We start from the raw sequence: 15,987 nt of genomic DNA, 5'->3' as shown, positions 1-15,987 counted from the left end.
CAAATCTCTTCTATAAAGAAGAAATGTTTTGACGTACTGGTTGGTTCGTTCAGTTTTCAAAGATCAAATGTTTTGTTTGCCGCTTCAAAACAGCGACTTAATTAATATATCATGTGTAGTTGTTTTCGTCAACAACTTTTTAATGATTTATTTTGTTAAGCCGTTGCGGCTTGCCGCTCTCTTAATGCGACAAGTAATAATATATCACGGCATCTAAAACCACGCAATAGGTTTTTCGTAAAAAGATAATTCAGATTATTATCCTTCACAGTAAGTAAGATTTCAAATAAAACACAATCCCTCTGGAAGAATCCAGAGGGATTGAAAACTTATGATTCACGATTTCTCATTTGCGGGAACAGCAGGACGTCACGAATAGAAGGCGAGTCTGTCAGCAACATGACTAGACGATCGATTCCAATTCCCAAACCACCCGTTGGAGGCATTCCATATTCAAGTGCTTCCAGGAAGTCTTCATCCATCATATGAGCTTCATCATTTCCTTCTTCTCGTTCTTTCAACTGAGATTCGAATCGTTCTCTTTGATCAATCGGGTCATTCAACTCAGAGAAAGCATTCGCATGTTCACGACCAACGATGAACAACTCAAATCGGTCTGTGAATCTTCCATCCTCTGGATTCTTCTTCGCGAGAGGAGAGATCTCTGTTGGATGGCCATAAATAAAGGTAGGCTGGATTAACTTTTCTTCCACGCGCTGTTCGAAGAATTCATTTACAATATGACCAAATGTCATCGTATCTTTAATATCAATACCATGTTCTTTAGCAAGCTCTTTCGCTTGGTCATCTGACATCTGCTCCCAGAAGTCTACACCTGTGTGTTCTTTGATAGCATCTACCATATGGAGACGTGTCCACTCTGGTTCCAGATCAATTTCCTGTTCATTGTAGGAGACTTTCGTTGTACCGAGAACCTCTTTAGCGATATGTGCAACCATGTTTTCGGTAAGGTTCATGATGTCATGATAATCCGCATAGGCTTCATACAGTTCAATCATCGTAAACTCAGGGTTGTGACGAGTAGAGATTCCTTCGTTACGGAATACACGGCCGATTTCATATACTTTTTCCAATCCACCTACAATCAAACGCTTCAAGTGGAGCTCAATAGCAATACGCATATACAACTGCATGTCCAGCGCATTATGGTGTGTGATGAACGGGCGGGCGGAAGCTCCACCTGCAATCCCGTGCATCAATGGAGTTTCTACTTCTAAGAAACCTAAACCATCCAGATAACGGCGCATAGACTGAATAATCTTACTGCGCAGTACAAACGTATCTCTGCTATCAGGGTTCGTAATAAGGTCTAAATAACGTTGACGATAACGTTGTTCGACATCCTGCAAACCATGGAATTTTTCAGGAAGTGGACGGAGAGACTTCGTAAGCAATTGATATTCCGCTGCTTTCACGGAAAGTTCTCCTACGTTCGTTTTGAACATCACCCCGGAAACTCCTACGATATCTCCCAAGTCAGCAGATTTGAAAAGATTGTCGTAAGCTTCTTCTCCAATTTCATCTTTACGAACATACAGTTGAATTTGGCCAGTCAGGTCCTGAATATGTGCAAAACCCGCTTTTCCTTTTCCACGCTTTGTCATGATTCGTCCAGCAATGGTTGTTGGGAACTGTTTTTCCTCCAGCTCCTCTTTCGTATATTGATCGTACTTCTCTATTAAATCTTGGGCGTAATCCGTGCGGTCGAATTTGTCACCAAAAGGGTCGATGCCCTGTTCGCGGTGATTATTCATCTTATCGCGACGCACCCGCATATGTTCATTCAGTTCTTCTGTCATTGCTCTCACTCCATTCCCTGTTCTTTTTGGGTACTTACCGTTACAATAACAAAAACTGCCAGCATGGGACTGGCAGCATCTAACTATCGTTTAGTATAAAAAAGTACTATGTGCGTGTCAATGTTGAAAGGGGAACGATTCCTGCATTTACACTTCTGGTTTCAACAGCCCCTCAATACAAATGTCTTGGCAATCGTCTATTTGACCTTGGACGAGTCCACTAAATTCTTCCCCACTTGTTCATGCTTCTCACTTCTTCTGATGGAAGCAGTCCTAGAACTTCTCCCGCTGTTTGTTTTAAATGAGGGAGGAAAGCTTGAGCATCCACGTCCGCTAAAGGGACCATCACAAATGCCCGTTCATGCATATGGGGATGTGGAATCGTTAATTGCTCTGTTTTCATTTTCTCCTGATTATAAAGCAATATATCGAGGTCAATTGTTCGCGGCCCCCATTTTATTACCCGTTTCCTTCCCAGTTCCTGTTCAATACCCTGGCAGTACTCCAATAATAAGGAAGGGGACAAATCCGTTTCCACTTGAATAGCCATATTTAAAAAGTCGTTTTGCTCAGTGTAACCGACTGGGGCCGTTTCATAGACCGCTGACATTTTTCGGACAGTTATATTCTCGTGCTCCTCCAGCAGAGAGATGGCATCTTTCAGAAATACTTCCCTTGGTGATATATTCGACCCTAAGGCTATATAGGCGCTATTCATGTTTCCCGTCTCCGGTAGATCTCTATCGCCACCGATTTGTAATGCCCCGGGATCGGAGGATCGGGTTTATATACTTTTACGAGACACCCTTCTAACAGCGGAAATTTACTGAAGAGTTCATTGGCGAGCTTTTCTGCCACTGTTTCGACGAGTTTGTGGTGTTTTCCTTCCACGGCTTCTTTTGTAACCTCATAGATCGCACCATAATCAATCGATTTTGTCATGTCGTCGGATTCAGCTGCAGGCTTCAAGTCCAACTCAAGCTCAAGGTCCACATAGAACCGTTGCCCCAGTTTATTTTCTTCTGGAAAAAGACCATGATATCCCCAGAACTCCATTTGATTTACATATATCTTATCCAATTCCTTCACCCTTTCCGAGCATGGCATCCATCATTTTCGTCATACGTACAATGGGCTTCACATCATGAACCCTCACTACATCCACGCCTTGCGCGACTCCATAACAGACGGTTGCCCCTGTTCCTTCCATCCTTTCATCTTTCGGGAGGTCCAGGGCTGTACCTATGAATGATTTCCTGGATGTTCCTAGTAAAAGGGGGTAGCCGAGTTCTTTCAAATCTGCCAAGTTTCGCATGACCTCCAAGTTTTGTGCTTGCGTTTTCGCAAACCCGATGCCTGGATCGAGAATGATATGCTCGTCTTTAACTCCCGCCTCCCTGGCTGTCTTAATACTTCTTCGGAGGTCATTTTTCATGTCATCCAACAAAGACTTATAATTTCTATCTGACCGGTTATGGGTCAGGATGATCGGTACACCATACTGCGCAGCGACGTCAGCTATAGCAGGCTCTTTGATCGCTCCCCATACATCATTGATTATCGATGCCCCTGCTGCAACCGCCTTTTCAGCCACTTCTGCTTTATAAGTATCAATGGATATAGGAAGCGAAACCGCCTTCTTGACTGCCTGGATTGCAGGGATTACCCGAGCCAGTTCTTCCTCAACCGTTACAGGACGATGACCGGGCCGAGTGGATTCGCCTCCGATATCAATGATATGTGCGCCTTCTTCCTCCATCATCTTCGCTTGTTTTACAGCGTGATCGAGATCAAAATAGAGCCCTCCATCAGAAAAAGAATCAGGTGTAATATTAAGAATCCCCATCACAAGAGTTTCCTTTGTTAAATCGAACGTTTTTTCAGAAGTACTTAATTTGGTGTTCATAGGTTTCCCTCGTTTCCATCATTCTCTCCCCCTATCTTACATCATTTCAAAATTTCTATCACACGTACACAATTGGAAACATAAATAAAAAAACTGCACCCCATAGAGGTGCAGTCGTTTCATATTATTCTTCGTCAAACTGATAAAGGGGAGTAGATAGATAACGCTCACCGTTACTAGGGATGATTGCCACAACTTTCTTCCCTTTGCCTAGCTTTTTGGCCACCTGCTTCGCCACATGGATTGCGGATCCGGAAGAGATTCCTCCAAGAATACCATCTTTTCTCGCGGCTTCCCTTGCGGCTTCGAATGAATCTTCCTTCGTCACCTTAATTACTTCATCATAGATTTCTGTATTCAAAATACCAGGCACAAAACCTGCCCCGATTCCCTGGATCTTATGTGGACCAGGGTCTCCACCAGATAAGACTGGTGACTCTTCCGGCTCGATTGCATAAATTTTAATGTCCGGGTACTTCTCTTTCAACACTTTACCGGCACCCGTGATGGTTCCACCTGTTCCGATACCTGCAACAAATGCATCCAGTTGATCACCCATCTGCTCGACAATTTCCGGCCCGGTCGTTTTTTCGTGAATGAGTGGATTGGCTTCATTGTTGAACTGTTGAGGCATAAAATAACCCTTCTGATCTTGAAGTTCAGCAGCCTTTTTAATGGCACCTTTCATCCCTTCACTGCCTGGAGTGAGAACGAGTTCTGCTCCATAAGCGCGCAGAAGGTTACGGCGTTCCTGACTCATCGTATCCGGCATAACAAGTATGGCTTTATAACCTTTGGCAGCTGCGATCATCGCCAAACCAATTCCCGTATTCCCGCTGGTTGGTTCTACAATGGTATCGCCCTCTTTGAGACTTCCATCTTTCTCAGCTTCTTCAATCATGGAAAGAGCAATGCGGTCTTTAACGGAACTACCCGGGTTCATGTATTCCAGTTTAAGATAAACATCTGCACTGTCTTCATCCGCGCTTCCGTTCAGTTTGACCATTGGAGTTTGACCAACTAATTCGCTTACGTTATTTACGATTCTCAATACATTCACTCCCAAAACCAAGTATTTTAATAGGATTTAAACCTAATGTACTTAATAACCGTACAATTGTCAAACATTTCAATCATGTATTCGTTACCGTTAAAGGAAAAGGCGAAACCACGGTTTCGCCTTTTATTATATCAGTTTTCGTATTCATTTATGAGGTGGGATCCGTGCCTTCAGATTTCAGTTCCTTAAGGTCTTCCACACTGAACTGGTAATCTTCGTTACAGAAGTGGCATTTCGCTTCGGCTCCCTGGTCCTCGTTAATCATTCGCTCGATTTCTTCATTCCCAAGACTGGCAATGGCCATTTCCACACGTTCCCGTGAGCAGTGGCACTGGAACTTGACTGGCATCGTGTCCAGGATACGCACATTTTCCTTTCCAAGAACTGTGTGCAAAATTTCTTCCGGGGTTTTGCCGTCGCGTACAAGTGAAGAAATCGCAGGCATTTCTGATAGTCTCTTTTCAATCTGGCTCGTCGTCTCTTCATCAGCTCCCGGCATCATTTGGACAATAAATCCACCGGCAGCAAGAATAGAGTAATCCGTATCTACAAGCACACCAGCCCCGACAGCTGAAGGCACTTGCTCAGAGTTTGCAAAATAATAGGTGAAATCTTCACTGATCTCACCGGACACAAGTGGGACTTGACCTGTAAAGTGATCTTTCATCCCCAGGTCCTTGACGATACTCAACGTCCCTGACGTCCCAACCGCTCGTGCCACATCCAGTTTTCCTTGAGCATTCGATTCAAAATCAACATGAGGGTGTTTGATATATCCACGCACTTCTCCTTTAGAGTTAGCATCGGCGATGATGGCGCCGGCAGGGCCGTCACCTTCCACCTTTACTGTGAGCTTATCATTCCCCTTGAGCATCGCACCCATCATGCCGCTGATGGTTAACGTCCGTCCTAGTGCTGCTGATGTCGTTGCCCATGTATCTTGTCTGCGTCTTGCTTCTTCGACTGTTTCTGTTGATTGAATGGCATAAGCTCTAACCTGGCCGTCGAAACCTATGGCACGCACTAAATAATCTGACATGCTATTCATTCTCCTTTAAACGCTTTTTTCTCTTTGTTCCTTTGATATATCTTATGAAGACCTTTCAACGTCAAGTAAGGATCGACATGGTCGATCGTCCTTGATTGACCGGCGATTAAATTGGCAAGACCACCGGTAGCAATCACTGTCGGTGTCTGCTCGGAAGTTTCTTTCATACGACGAACGACTTCATCGACCTGACCTACATATCCATAGTAAACGCCGGACTGCATGGCTTCCACTGTGCTTTGACCAATCACATGTTCCGGACTCTTAATTTCGATTTTTGGTAGTTTGGCTGCTTTTGCATAAAGAGCCTCCATCGAAATATTGACCCCCGGGGCAATGGCACCCCCAAGGTATTCCCCTTCAGCATTAATATAACAATAAGTGGTAGCTGTTCCAAAGTCGATGATCACTAAAGGAAGTGGATACTCATCGATGGCTCCTACCGCATTGACCACTCGATCAGCACCGATCTCATTAGGGTTTGGGTATTTCATCGGCAATCCGTGATCCACCATTCCTTCACCTATGATCATCGGCTGCTTTTTAAAATAATAACGAGACATACGATCAAGTGCAAACATGATCGGTGGTACAACGGACGAGATGATTACGCCGTCCATATCTTCAAAACGCAACCCTTCATGATCGAAGAGTGATTTAATCAACATTCCGAACTCGTCTTCTGTTTTATGACGATCGGTTTTAATCCTCCACTGATACTTTAAAGAATCATTTTCAAATACGCCTAACACAGTATTGGTATTTCCCACATCAAGGACAAAATTCATACATGAAGCCTCCCGTGTCATTTCCTTCGGCTACCATCATATCACAAGAACCTGCTGTTTCGCTCTTCTAGGACACAGAAAAAGCCACACCTCCCGTTTCAGGGTTGATGTGGCTTTGCTCATGAACCTTTAAGAACGACGATCCTCTGAATCAGATGGACCTTCATCTTTCTTTTCTTCCTTCGTTTCTTCATGAGTCTCTGTCTCTTCTGCTTGTTCATCTTCTTTGGACTGAATGGTCACACGGACATCTTCATTGTTGGAAGACGTGTTGTTCTTGATTTTCGCATTGTGTTCACGTGCGATTTCTTCAAGCTCTTCATCCGTCGGAAGACGACCTTTATCAAATAGAGAACGGATTTGAGTTGCATCAAGTGTTTCGACATCCAATAATGTCTTCGCAATTAACTCAAGCTTATCTTTATTTTCAGTGAGGATTGTTTTCGCACGGTCATAACAGTACTGAATGAAGTTCTTCACTTCCTGGTCGATTTCATAAGCAATCTGGTCACTGTAATTCTGTTCGTTCTGGATGTCACGTCCAAGGAAGACCTGACCACCGGAATTAGAGCCGAACTGTAGTGGACCGAGCTTTTCACTCATTCCATACTCTGTAACCATTTTGCGTGCGATACTGGTAGCACGCTGGAAGTCATTATGAGCTCCTGTACTTACTTCACCAAAGATGATCTCTTCAGCTACACGACCACCGAGTAATCCTGTAATCTTATCGAACAATTCTGGTTTCGTCATGAAGTAGCGATCTTCCTTAGGAAGCATGACGGCATATCCACCTGCCTGCCCACGAGGAACAATCGTAACTTTATGGACCATATCGGCATCATCCAGCACCATACCGATTACTGTGTGTCCACTTTCGTGGTGGGCAACAATATCGCGTTCTTTCTTAGAAATGACACGACTCTTCTTCGCCGGCCCTGCAATTACACGGTCAATTGCTTCATCAACGTCATCCATATCGACTTTCTTCTTATCTCCACGCGCAGCTACTAGAGCAGCTTCGTTTAATAAGTTTTCCAAGTCGGCACCAGAGAAACCTGGTGTACGGAGCGCAATTGTCTTCAAGTCGACATTCTCGGAAAGCGGCTTGTTCTTCGCGTGTACAGCAAGTACCGCTTCACGGCCTTTAACATCTGGGCGATCGACTGTAATTTGACGGTCAAAACGTCCAGGACGTAGAAGTGCCGGGTCCAGGATATCCGGACGGTTGGTTGCAGCGATAATAATGATTCCTTCATTAACACCGAAACCATCCATTTCAACAAGCAACTGGTTCAATGTCTGCTCACGCTCATCATGGCCTCCGCCAAGACCAGCGCCACGTTGACGACCTACGGCATCAATTTCATCAATGAAGATGATTCCCGGTGCGTTCTTTTTCGCATTTTCAAACAGGTCACGAACACGGGATGCACCGACACCGACGAACATTTCAACGAAGTCTGAACCACTGATGGAGAAAAACGGTACTCCCGCTTCACCAGCTACGGCACGTGCAAGCAATGTTTTACCTGTACCTGGAGGCCCCACTAATAAGACACCTTTAGGAATACGGGCACCGACCGCAGAGAATTTACGAGGGTCTTTAAGGAAGTCAACGACCTCAACAAGCTCCTGCTTCTCTTCATCTGCTCCGGCAACATCTTTGAAGCGCACTTTCTTCTTCTCTTCTGAATACATCTTCGCCTTACTCTTACCAAAGTTCATCACGCGACTTCCGCCGCCCTGTGCCTGGTTAAGTAAGAAGAAGAACAAAATAAAGATAATGACGAACGGGATGATGGACGTTAGAAAAGTCACCCATGCGCTGGGCTGCTCTTCCTGCTCAACAGTCAGATTACTCTGTTCTTGAGCGGTCTGTGTGATTTGAGCAATGACTTCATCATTAGCTGGAAGTTGTGCGACGAAAGTTTCGCCCTCTTCCGCTCCCTGTTCTTGACCAGTTACACGAATCACCCCATTGACAGGCTGAATCGTCATTTCCTGGATTTCACCATTATTCAATTTATTGTAGAATTCATTGACATTATATTCTGTTTGCGGATCACCTTGACCTCGGAATAGACCGACCACGCCGATAACCACGAGGAAGATAAGTAAGTAAAATATGGTATTACGAAAGATCCGGTTCATTGCCTACCTCCTCCCAAACGAGAAAAACTATAGTAAATACTACCATACCAAAAACGGCCGACACAACTAATTACCCTTGACATAGATACTTTCAAACTTCCCATCACAGGTTGATTTTCAGCCTCCATAGACCTCAGGCTTCAAGACCCCGACGTACGGAAGATTGCGATACTTTTCTTCATAGTCCAGACCATACCCGACAACAAATTCATCAGGAACTTCGAACCCGACCGTATCTGCTTTGATATCCGCGCTTCGTCCTGTCGGTTTATCAAGCAGGGTGACGATTTTAATCGACTTCGCTTTACGATATTTGAACAAGTCGACAAGGTAGGCAAGTGTTCGACCACTGTCGATAATATCTTCAATGATCAAAATGTCCCGACCCTCTACCTTCGTATCAAGGTCTTTAACAATCTTGACTTCTCCTGAAGATTCCATACCTCCGTGATAGCTGGAAACATCCATGAAATCCATTTCCAAATGAGTTTCCATGCGTTTCAGCAAATCAGTCATGAAAGGAAGGGCGCCTTTCAGTACCCCGATCGCCAAAGGGAAACGATCTTCATATTCTTTCGAAAGTTCCGCTCCCAGCTCTTTACACTTTGCCTGAATTTCTTCTTCGGAAATCAAGACCTTTTCAATTTCGTTATGCATGATTGCTCCTCCTACGTGTCTGCTTTGTTTTTATAATGTAACCGAAGCCATGGACCTGATGAAAGGCTGGTACGCTCCCCGCCTTTTTTTAAACCGACGACCCAAAGAATCTTTCCTGCTTGATCTGTAACGATCGGCCAGGTAGGGCGCAGACGGGCCGGGATCTTTTGGTCGATAAAAATATCTTTTACTTTTTTCGAGCCGTTCATCCCTCTCAGATGCATTCGATCTCCCTCCTGCCTTGTGCGAACGACAAGAGGGAGTTTTACGTGATGCGAATCACATAGATACGTATAGGCATCTTCGGTGCCGTCGCCACTGAACCAATCCGCCCTGATTTCAGATTCATCAGGTAGTTGAAGATCCTCTCCTATTTCGAGAATGTAGGAGTACTCTTTCCAATCTTGTTCTCCAGGAAAAGAAAAAGTGATTTCATCATAAGCACGGATAATTTTCAACCCTTCCGGAAAATCCAGGGAAGCATTCGGTTTTTCATCATTTAAAAGGTTCATGAACATTTCTTCATGCAAGTAAGAAATGTCTTCGTTTTGGTTCACATACAGATAGTTCAATATTAGATGAAAGGCTGTCCTTTGTAAAGCAAGCGGGAATGTTTTGAAAGTTTGTTTTGATAATTGTACGAATTTCTCCACATCTGAAGAAAAATGGACAGTTTCCAAGACTTTTTGGGCCTGCTCATTTATGTATGACCTTTCTTCTCTCGCTCTCTCACTCCATACCTGCATATGCTTATGAAATTGCGGGTTGCTGCCTTTCATAAAAGGCAAAAGATGCTGCCTGATCGCATTCCGGGTGTATTCGGTATCCTCATTGGATGGATCCATCCTCACCTTTAAAGCATGATCTTGCAGGTAAGAGGCGATTTCATTTTTAGAGACCATAAGGAATGGACGAATAATCTTTCCGCAAGCAAAACGTCTTGTGGCGGGCATCCCCTGAACCGCTTCCGGGCGTGCACTACGCATAAGCTGCATTAAAATTGTTTCCGCCTGGTCGTCACCATGATGCCCCATAACAAGAGCATCCGCTTCATAGGCATACATCATCTCTTCAAAAAAAGCATACCTCAACTCCCTGGCCGCTTCCTGTGTGCCTGTTCCCTTATCTTTCTTATACGAAAGAACATCCACAGAAGTTCCGACAAATTCGACTCCCCATTCTTCGCACATGTTTTCAACAAAACGAAGATCTGCTTGAGATTCCTCTCCTCTTAATTGATGATCGACAGAAAGGGCGATCAAACGAAGGGACAGCTTTTCTTTCATGGTACACAGAAAGTGCAAAAGTGCGACAGAATCCGGCCCACCGGACACAGCAACCAACAGCGTCTGTTTCGGCTGGATCATTTGGTGTTTCGAGATAAAGGTATGAACAGCATGATCCATCAGGTGTTTTCCCCCTGTCTCTGTCTGTATATCTCTACCTATCGTATCACTATTCGTAAGTACATCAAAAGATAAGCATCCATTTCCCCATTATTTTTGTAAAGGAAACGATCCCTTCTCTGTTACCCCCCTCATAAGGAGGACGGATTAGAAAAAGAAACTCACAATCGATACCACGAAAAACACGCCGGAACCCACCGTTAACGCAGCAAGTTCACCATTCTCGACCCTTTTGTTATGCCCCCGCCTCTGACGGGTTGAATCAGGAGGGCTTTTACGTTTCATCAGCACACCGGAAAGGTGGTCTTTCATTTGTGTCGCATTTCGTATATTCCCTTTCCAACATTGTTGAATCACCCGTTTATAGGGTTTCAGGACAGATGAGGAAGCCAGCTTATTTTCCAATGTTTTTTGAGGATGATTCCCTTTTTCAAACCTCTTCGGGTGCCCCATTTCCAACATGATCATCGTGACGGCAAATAAATCATACGTCGGCTCTGCTTTACGGGAGCCCATGTTCCAATAGCCGCGATCATAAAATTCCGTGTATTCTTTAATAGCACGCCCTGTAGCCGTTACTCCACCCACATCGATCCAGCGGACTTTTGAACCGGATACCAACAAGTTATCCGTCTTCAAGTCACCAAATACAAACCCCGCGTTGTGAAGGTTCTCAAGGTCCGTGAGTAATTGGATAGCCAGAATGGCAATCCAGTCCTTCGTCTTTCCTTTCAAAAATTCTGTCACAGGTTTTCCTTCTACATATTCCATGACATAAAAAGGGTATGTGCGCCCTGACCGATCCACCCAATCGTCAACATCAACAAAAGAAGGCCCAAGTTTCACCCCTTGGACCTTACTGAATTTTTTGAGCATATTCACTTCCAACATCATCCGTGAACTATCTTCCCCGAGTTTGAGGGCATACGTATCCCCTTGATGGGAACGGCATAAAAAAACAGTTCCGCAGGCTCCAGCACCTACTTTTTTGATGATGGTATAAGTACGACCGCTCCATTTACCGGTTACTCGACCTCCAGGGGGTAAGTCAAAAACCTGTTTCTTCATATGGATCTTCCTCATTTCTCAACCGCTCATCGAGAGGTTTCCCTGCAAACGCATAAAGCGCCTCTTTCAAGGCAGGTCCCGTCGGCGTGTATCCTCCACTATTCAACTTGGAGAAGATCCCATGTATTTCTCCCAATTCCGGTGTCCACCCCACCATTTTCGTAATGGTTTTTTTCGGATCCGGGAATGCAAAAACACTGAATTGGTTTGAACCTGATCGCGCATTTAAGCTAAGAGACAAATCGAAAAGAGCATCCTTCACGGTCGGCAGTTTATGGTGCATGCTTGCACTTGTATCCACCAGCACAAGGACTTCAAGATCGCAGCTCTCTCCGAGTTCATCTACCACTTCCACCACTTCTCCCCGCTGCTCCGGGGGAAGTTCTTCAATGGTTTGTTTTTTGCCGAGAATCTCTTGTAATTCTTTATTAACGACCCCTTGAATCGTTTGGGTCATGGCTTGTCTAGTCACCATTTGCACGGTTTGGGACAAACTTTTCTGATATACAATTTGACTGACGCCTCCACCTGCTTCGGCAATCGCTTCTACTTCTTCAAGCCCTTGTGGCCTGCCACTTTGCCGGTCGTCAAGAACGCCAATCACATTGACCGTTATCCCCTGATTCCTCGCGAGCGCTGCGACGACGACAGGGTCTTCTCCATGGTTCGAGCATCCATCTGTCAATAAAAGAATCTGCTTTAATCGGCCTGGTTTCATGTGCATATCCCTCCTGATTCGTTGCTTCCATCATCGCCGAAAAGGAGGAATTCTATACTTTACTCAGGCCTCTTTTTTCACCGAAGGAATCGATGTCCACTCCGGCAAATAACGATCAATCCGCGCTACGATAATCGTCATATCATCTACGATCGATCCAGATTGTGTACGTATCACCTCTTCTAGTAAAAGATCAGCCATTGCTTGCGGATCTTCATCGGATATTTCCCTGATTTTACGTTTGAGCCACATGTCCACATTCCCGATTTGCTTTGGCCCGTCCAGAATACCGTCACTCATCATAATCAGGAAATCTCCTGCTTTTAATTGTTCACTCCTCATATCCACGTCGACATCCGGGATGATTCCCATCGGCAGGTTTCCGGCCTCGACGGTGAAAATTTTATCTCCTCGTTTTATATAGCTCGGCGTGCTGCCGACCTTAATGAACTTGGACGTCGCCTGGTGCAGGTCAATCACCGCTAAGTCCAACGTTGAAAAAATTTCATCATTTGTCCGTAAAGACAATATGGAATTGATCGACTGAATGGCTACAGATTCCTGGATACCTGATTGTAGAATCTGTTTCAACAGCCTCAGCGTTTCCATACTTTCCTCATGAGCACGTTCCCCGTTACCCATTCCATCACTGATTGCTAATGCATATTTCCCCCTTCCAAGCTCCATCATTGTAAAGCTGTCCCCTGAAACGAACCCTCCCCCCTTAGCGGCATGCGCCACTCCTGATTCAATCGAATAATGTTTCGCTGATCCAAATGACAAATAACACCTTCCATTTGGATATGGAGAGATTTCTTCCATCGTGACAACAATGGTTTCTCCCAGAATATCCGAAAGGACAGGTGCAATGATTTTCGCTCCTTCCCCTCTATAATTATCAATCTCTACAATTAATTCGAGATCCATATTTCCTGCATCCAAGGAATAGATTTCTAATTTTTGAATGACCATCCCCATCCGTTCAAGCGCATGGTAGATCACCTGTTCTTTATGTTCATGATGCTCCCGCTCTTTTACAATTTCTTTTGCAAAATTATTCATAACATCAGAGACGCCCTGAAGCTGCTCAGCTACAAACTTACGGCTTTCGTGCACCTGGCGCTTCAATTCTTTATTCGCATGATAAAAAGATAGCTCATGATTCATTGTGTCAATCAACTTTTGCGGTTTCACACAATGCTGATCGACATTCTTTCGCATGACACGGCTCGGTTCTCCTCTTTCATCCAACTCATGCATAAGATCGGTCATTAAGTTATGGGTGTCGTCGAATTGATTGACCCAACATTTTTCTTTCTTAAAACATGATTGGCAGGTTTTTTCCGTGACATGACTTAAAAAATAGTCTACTTCCTCTGCTTCCCCGCTATCCTCCTTCGGTGACTCTAAATGAGTAAAACTTTTCGATAAAGCCTGAAAAACGTCCGAAAACTTCCCGACCCTGACAGCCGTGACGTCTCGCACTTTTTGTAAGTATTTTTGCTGTTCCGAATGATGTTCATCCGTCCCCGGAACGTACCTGGATAATTGCTTGACCCAGGAATTTGGAGTCAACATAAATAAAGCCACTGCCCAGGCCGAAGCCCATAACGAAGATGGAAGATCAGCCCCGCTGCTCACGTAGAAACCGATCAGTAAAGTACCGACAATGAGCCCAGCGCTCACTCCGGCTTTTTTCCCTTCTTTTAGCAACCCCCCTAATAAGCCTGAAAAAGCGAGCAGGCTCATTTGATAAATGTGATCCATATTGGATAAGCTTAAAACCAGCCCGGTTACAACACCGACGGTTGATCCAATGGCTGCCCCGGCAATATAAGCCATCAAAATAACTAAATAGCGAGCAAAAATGTCGACGACGGCAACGCCCTGTACCTGCCAGCCGATCATTCCAGTTAATACAGAAGCTAATAATATGATTAAACAAACAATCTCTTCATTTGTTAATGACGGTTGATATCTTTGTGGTGTTAAAAGCGGGATGCTTTGCATAAAGATGAGTACAAGGATAAAAGCCAGTACTCCTTCTGCCACCATCAAAGTAAGTTCGTAGAGCTGCCAACGATCCAGTAAAGCGAGACTCACTGTTCTCGGAATCAAGCTTGCCATCAACGCAATCATCGGCAGCCATTTCTGGGGGTGACTTGTTTTGCGCAATGCCAGACTTAAGAGCAAAAAAGTCATCGACACCCCTGCAATAAAACCCGCGTGACCGTAGCTGTATGTAGATGCCCCGGCGGCCATCATGATTGTGACGGGTATGACAAGCGGACGCTTTAACCACCAGATCACCGCTAAAAAAGCTACGCCAAAAGGGGCCATGGACGAAAGAATGATAGCTCGTCCTAACAATAAAGCCAGCACCATGTGGAAGACTCCTTTGTTCGCCATAAAAGAAAACGTACCGAATGAAGCCTTTTGTAACCCTCTCACGATCCCGGATCCCCGGACGGCTGATTGACGACTTTCTCGTTTTGATACAGTACCTAACATTTTCATCACTCCTTCTTTGTGAAACCTATTAAACCACACCCAGAACAAGCATTTTGTCAAAACAACAGGAGAGCAGAAACAAAAACTTCGATGGTTTTCACAGGAAGAAAGGTCGTTTCTACAAAATCTCCCCACCACCATCCCTCTCCCTTCCAAAAATCTTCCTCATTCCCTAGCGAAATAGACAGAGTTATCTGATATTTTTATTTCTTGTTGACAGTTTATTTATCATGGTGTAATATATTTTTTGTGCTTCCGAGAGAGCATTCAACTAAATGGCGGTGTAGCTCAGCTGGCTAGAGCGTACGGTTCATACCCGTGAGGTCGGGGGTTCGATCCCCTCCGCCGCTACCATTATTTTTTAAGATACATATTGGCCCGTTGGTCAAGTGGTTAAGACACCGCCCTTTCACGGCGGTAACACGGGTTCGAATCCCGTACGGGTCATCAGAAACATTCTTGTCCTAAAAAAGTCGCGTCTCTATATAGAGACGCGACTTTTTTCTTCATTTATTCTTATTAAACAATATGGCAGGTTTCTTGAAGACTCAGTTTCGAGACTTATGCTGAGTGGATGGGGGCTGCGGGGAATAACTCGCTTTCCGCGGGAGCGCGGTGAGCCTCCTCGGACTGCGTCCTGTGGGGTCTCACCAAGCACTTTTTTCCTCGTAGATATCCGGTTTCGGCGCCTAGCGGCTAGTGAGACTTCCCTCGCTTCTGTACGATAAGTCAACATCGAATCACTCCGTTCTCCGTGTTTCCTTTATCTCCGCCAGCTCAGTCCAGTCCATACGCCGCTGATCGAGGCGCCTGCACACTTAAGTTAGGAGTCTCGCCATTCCCCTCCGCCC

The 15,987-nt window shown here is 44.9% G+C and carries 13 protein-coding genes and 2 tRNA genes; 2 read left to right on the top strand and 13 right to left on the bottom strand.

The annotated features are described in order from the left end of the window. Positions 1-329 precede the first annotated feature (329 nt). From lysS to spoIIE, 13 genes are all read right to left on the bottom strand, one after another. Positions 330-1,820, bottom strand: coding sequence for a lysine--tRNA ligase (gene lysS, locus VKA52_RS01515; RefSeq protein WP_160916767.1), 1,491 nt, complete (start codon positions 1,818-1,820; stop codon positions 330-332). Positions 1,821-2,040: 220 nt separating this feature from the next. Then, positions 2,041-2,538 carry a 2-amino-4-hydroxy-6-hydroxymethyldihydropteridine diphosphokinase gene (gene folK, locus VKA52_RS01510; RefSeq protein ID WP_160916769.1) on the bottom strand — a complete coding sequence of 166 codons (498 nt, stop codon included), beginning with the start codon at positions 2,536-2,538 and terminating at the stop codon, positions 2,041-2,043. Continuing rightward, positions 2,535-2,900 (bottom strand): dihydroneopterin aldolase, encoded by a 366-nt coding sequence (folB, locus tag VKA52_RS01505; RefSeq protein ID WP_160916771.1) that lies wholly within the window; start codon positions 2,898-2,900, stop codon positions 2,535-2,537. The genes folK and folB overlap by 4 nt, the downstream gene beginning before the upstream one ends. Then, entirely contained in the window at positions 2,893-3,726 is an 834-nt protein-coding gene (gene folP / locus VKA52_RS01500; protein WP_160916773.1) for a dihydropteroate synthase, read from the bottom strand. Before folP ends, folB begins: the two co-directional genes overlap by 8 nt. 124 nt (positions 3,727-3,850) lie before the next feature. Then, a complete protein-coding gene (cysK, locus tag VKA52_RS01495; RefSeq protein WP_160916775.1) occupies positions 3,851-4,777 on the bottom strand; it encodes a cysteine synthase A in 927 nt (308 codons plus the stop codon). A gap of 157 nt (positions 4,778-4,934) precedes the next feature. Continuing rightward, positions 4,935-5,825: an Hsp33 family molecular chaperone HslO gene (gene hslO / locus VKA52_RS01490; RefSeq protein ID WP_160916777.1), complete on the bottom strand. Its 891-nt coding sequence runs from the start codon at positions 5,823-5,825 to the stop codon at positions 4,935-4,937. A gap of 5 nt (positions 5,826-5,830) precedes the next feature. Further along, entirely contained in the window at positions 5,831-6,622 is a 792-nt protein-coding gene (locus VKA52_RS01485) for a type III pantothenate kinase (RefSeq protein WP_160916779.1), read from the bottom strand. Positions 6,623-6,751: 129 nt separating this feature from the next. Next, entirely contained in the window at positions 6,752-8,776 is a 2,025-nt protein-coding gene (gene ftsH, locus VKA52_RS01480) for an ATP-dependent zinc metalloprotease FtsH (RefSeq protein WP_160916780.1), read from the bottom strand. A 117-nt stretch (positions 8,777-8,893) separates the two neighbouring features. Next, complete coding sequence (hpt, locus tag VKA52_RS01475) at positions 8,894-9,433, bottom strand: hypoxanthine phosphoribosyltransferase (protein WP_115824762.1); 540 nt, start codon at positions 9,431-9,433, stop codon at positions 8,894-8,896. Positions 9,434-9,444: 11 nt separating this feature from the next. Beyond that, positions 9,445-10,839, bottom strand: a complete 1,395-nt coding sequence (tilS, locus tag VKA52_RS01470) for a tRNA lysidine(34) synthetase TilS (protein WP_326313946.1) — start codon at positions 10,837-10,839, stop codon at positions 9,445-9,447. A 147-nt stretch (positions 10,840-10,986) separates the two neighbouring features. Next, positions 10,987-11,907, bottom strand: coding sequence for a protein kinase domain-containing protein (locus VKA52_RS01465; RefSeq protein ID WP_326313945.1), 921 nt, complete (start codon positions 11,905-11,907; stop codon positions 10,987-10,989). Next, complete coding sequence (locus tag VKA52_RS01460; RefSeq protein WP_160916786.1) at positions 11,888-12,625, bottom strand: vWA domain-containing protein; 738 nt, start codon at positions 12,623-12,625, stop codon at positions 11,888-11,890. The genes VKA52_RS01465 and VKA52_RS01460 overlap by 20 nt, the downstream gene beginning before the upstream one ends. Positions 12,626-12,688: 63 nt before the next feature. After that, positions 12,689-15,136, bottom strand: coding sequence for a stage II sporulation protein E (gene spoIIE / locus VKA52_RS01455; protein WP_160916788.1), 2,448 nt, complete (start codon positions 15,134-15,136; stop codon positions 12,689-12,691). Between the two features lie 277 nt (positions 15,137-15,413). On the opposite strand from spoIIE, the gene VKA52_RS01450 reads away from it, so the two are divergent. Next, positions 15,414-15,490, top strand: a tRNA-Met gene (locus tag VKA52_RS01450). Positions 15,491-15,511: 21 nt separating this feature from the next. Next, a tRNA-Glu gene (locus VKA52_RS01445) sits at positions 15,512-15,583 on the top strand. The last annotated feature ends 404 nt before the right edge of the window (positions 15,584-15,987 follow it).

Source organism: Halobacillus sp. HZG1 (genome assembly GCF_035818575.1).
Taxonomy (GTDB): Bacteria; Bacillota; Bacilli; order Bacillales; family Halobacillaceae; genus Halobacillus; species Halobacillus litoralis.
The sequence above is the reverse complement of the archived record's forward strand: the minus strand, read 5'-3'. Positions and strand labels throughout refer to the sequence as shown.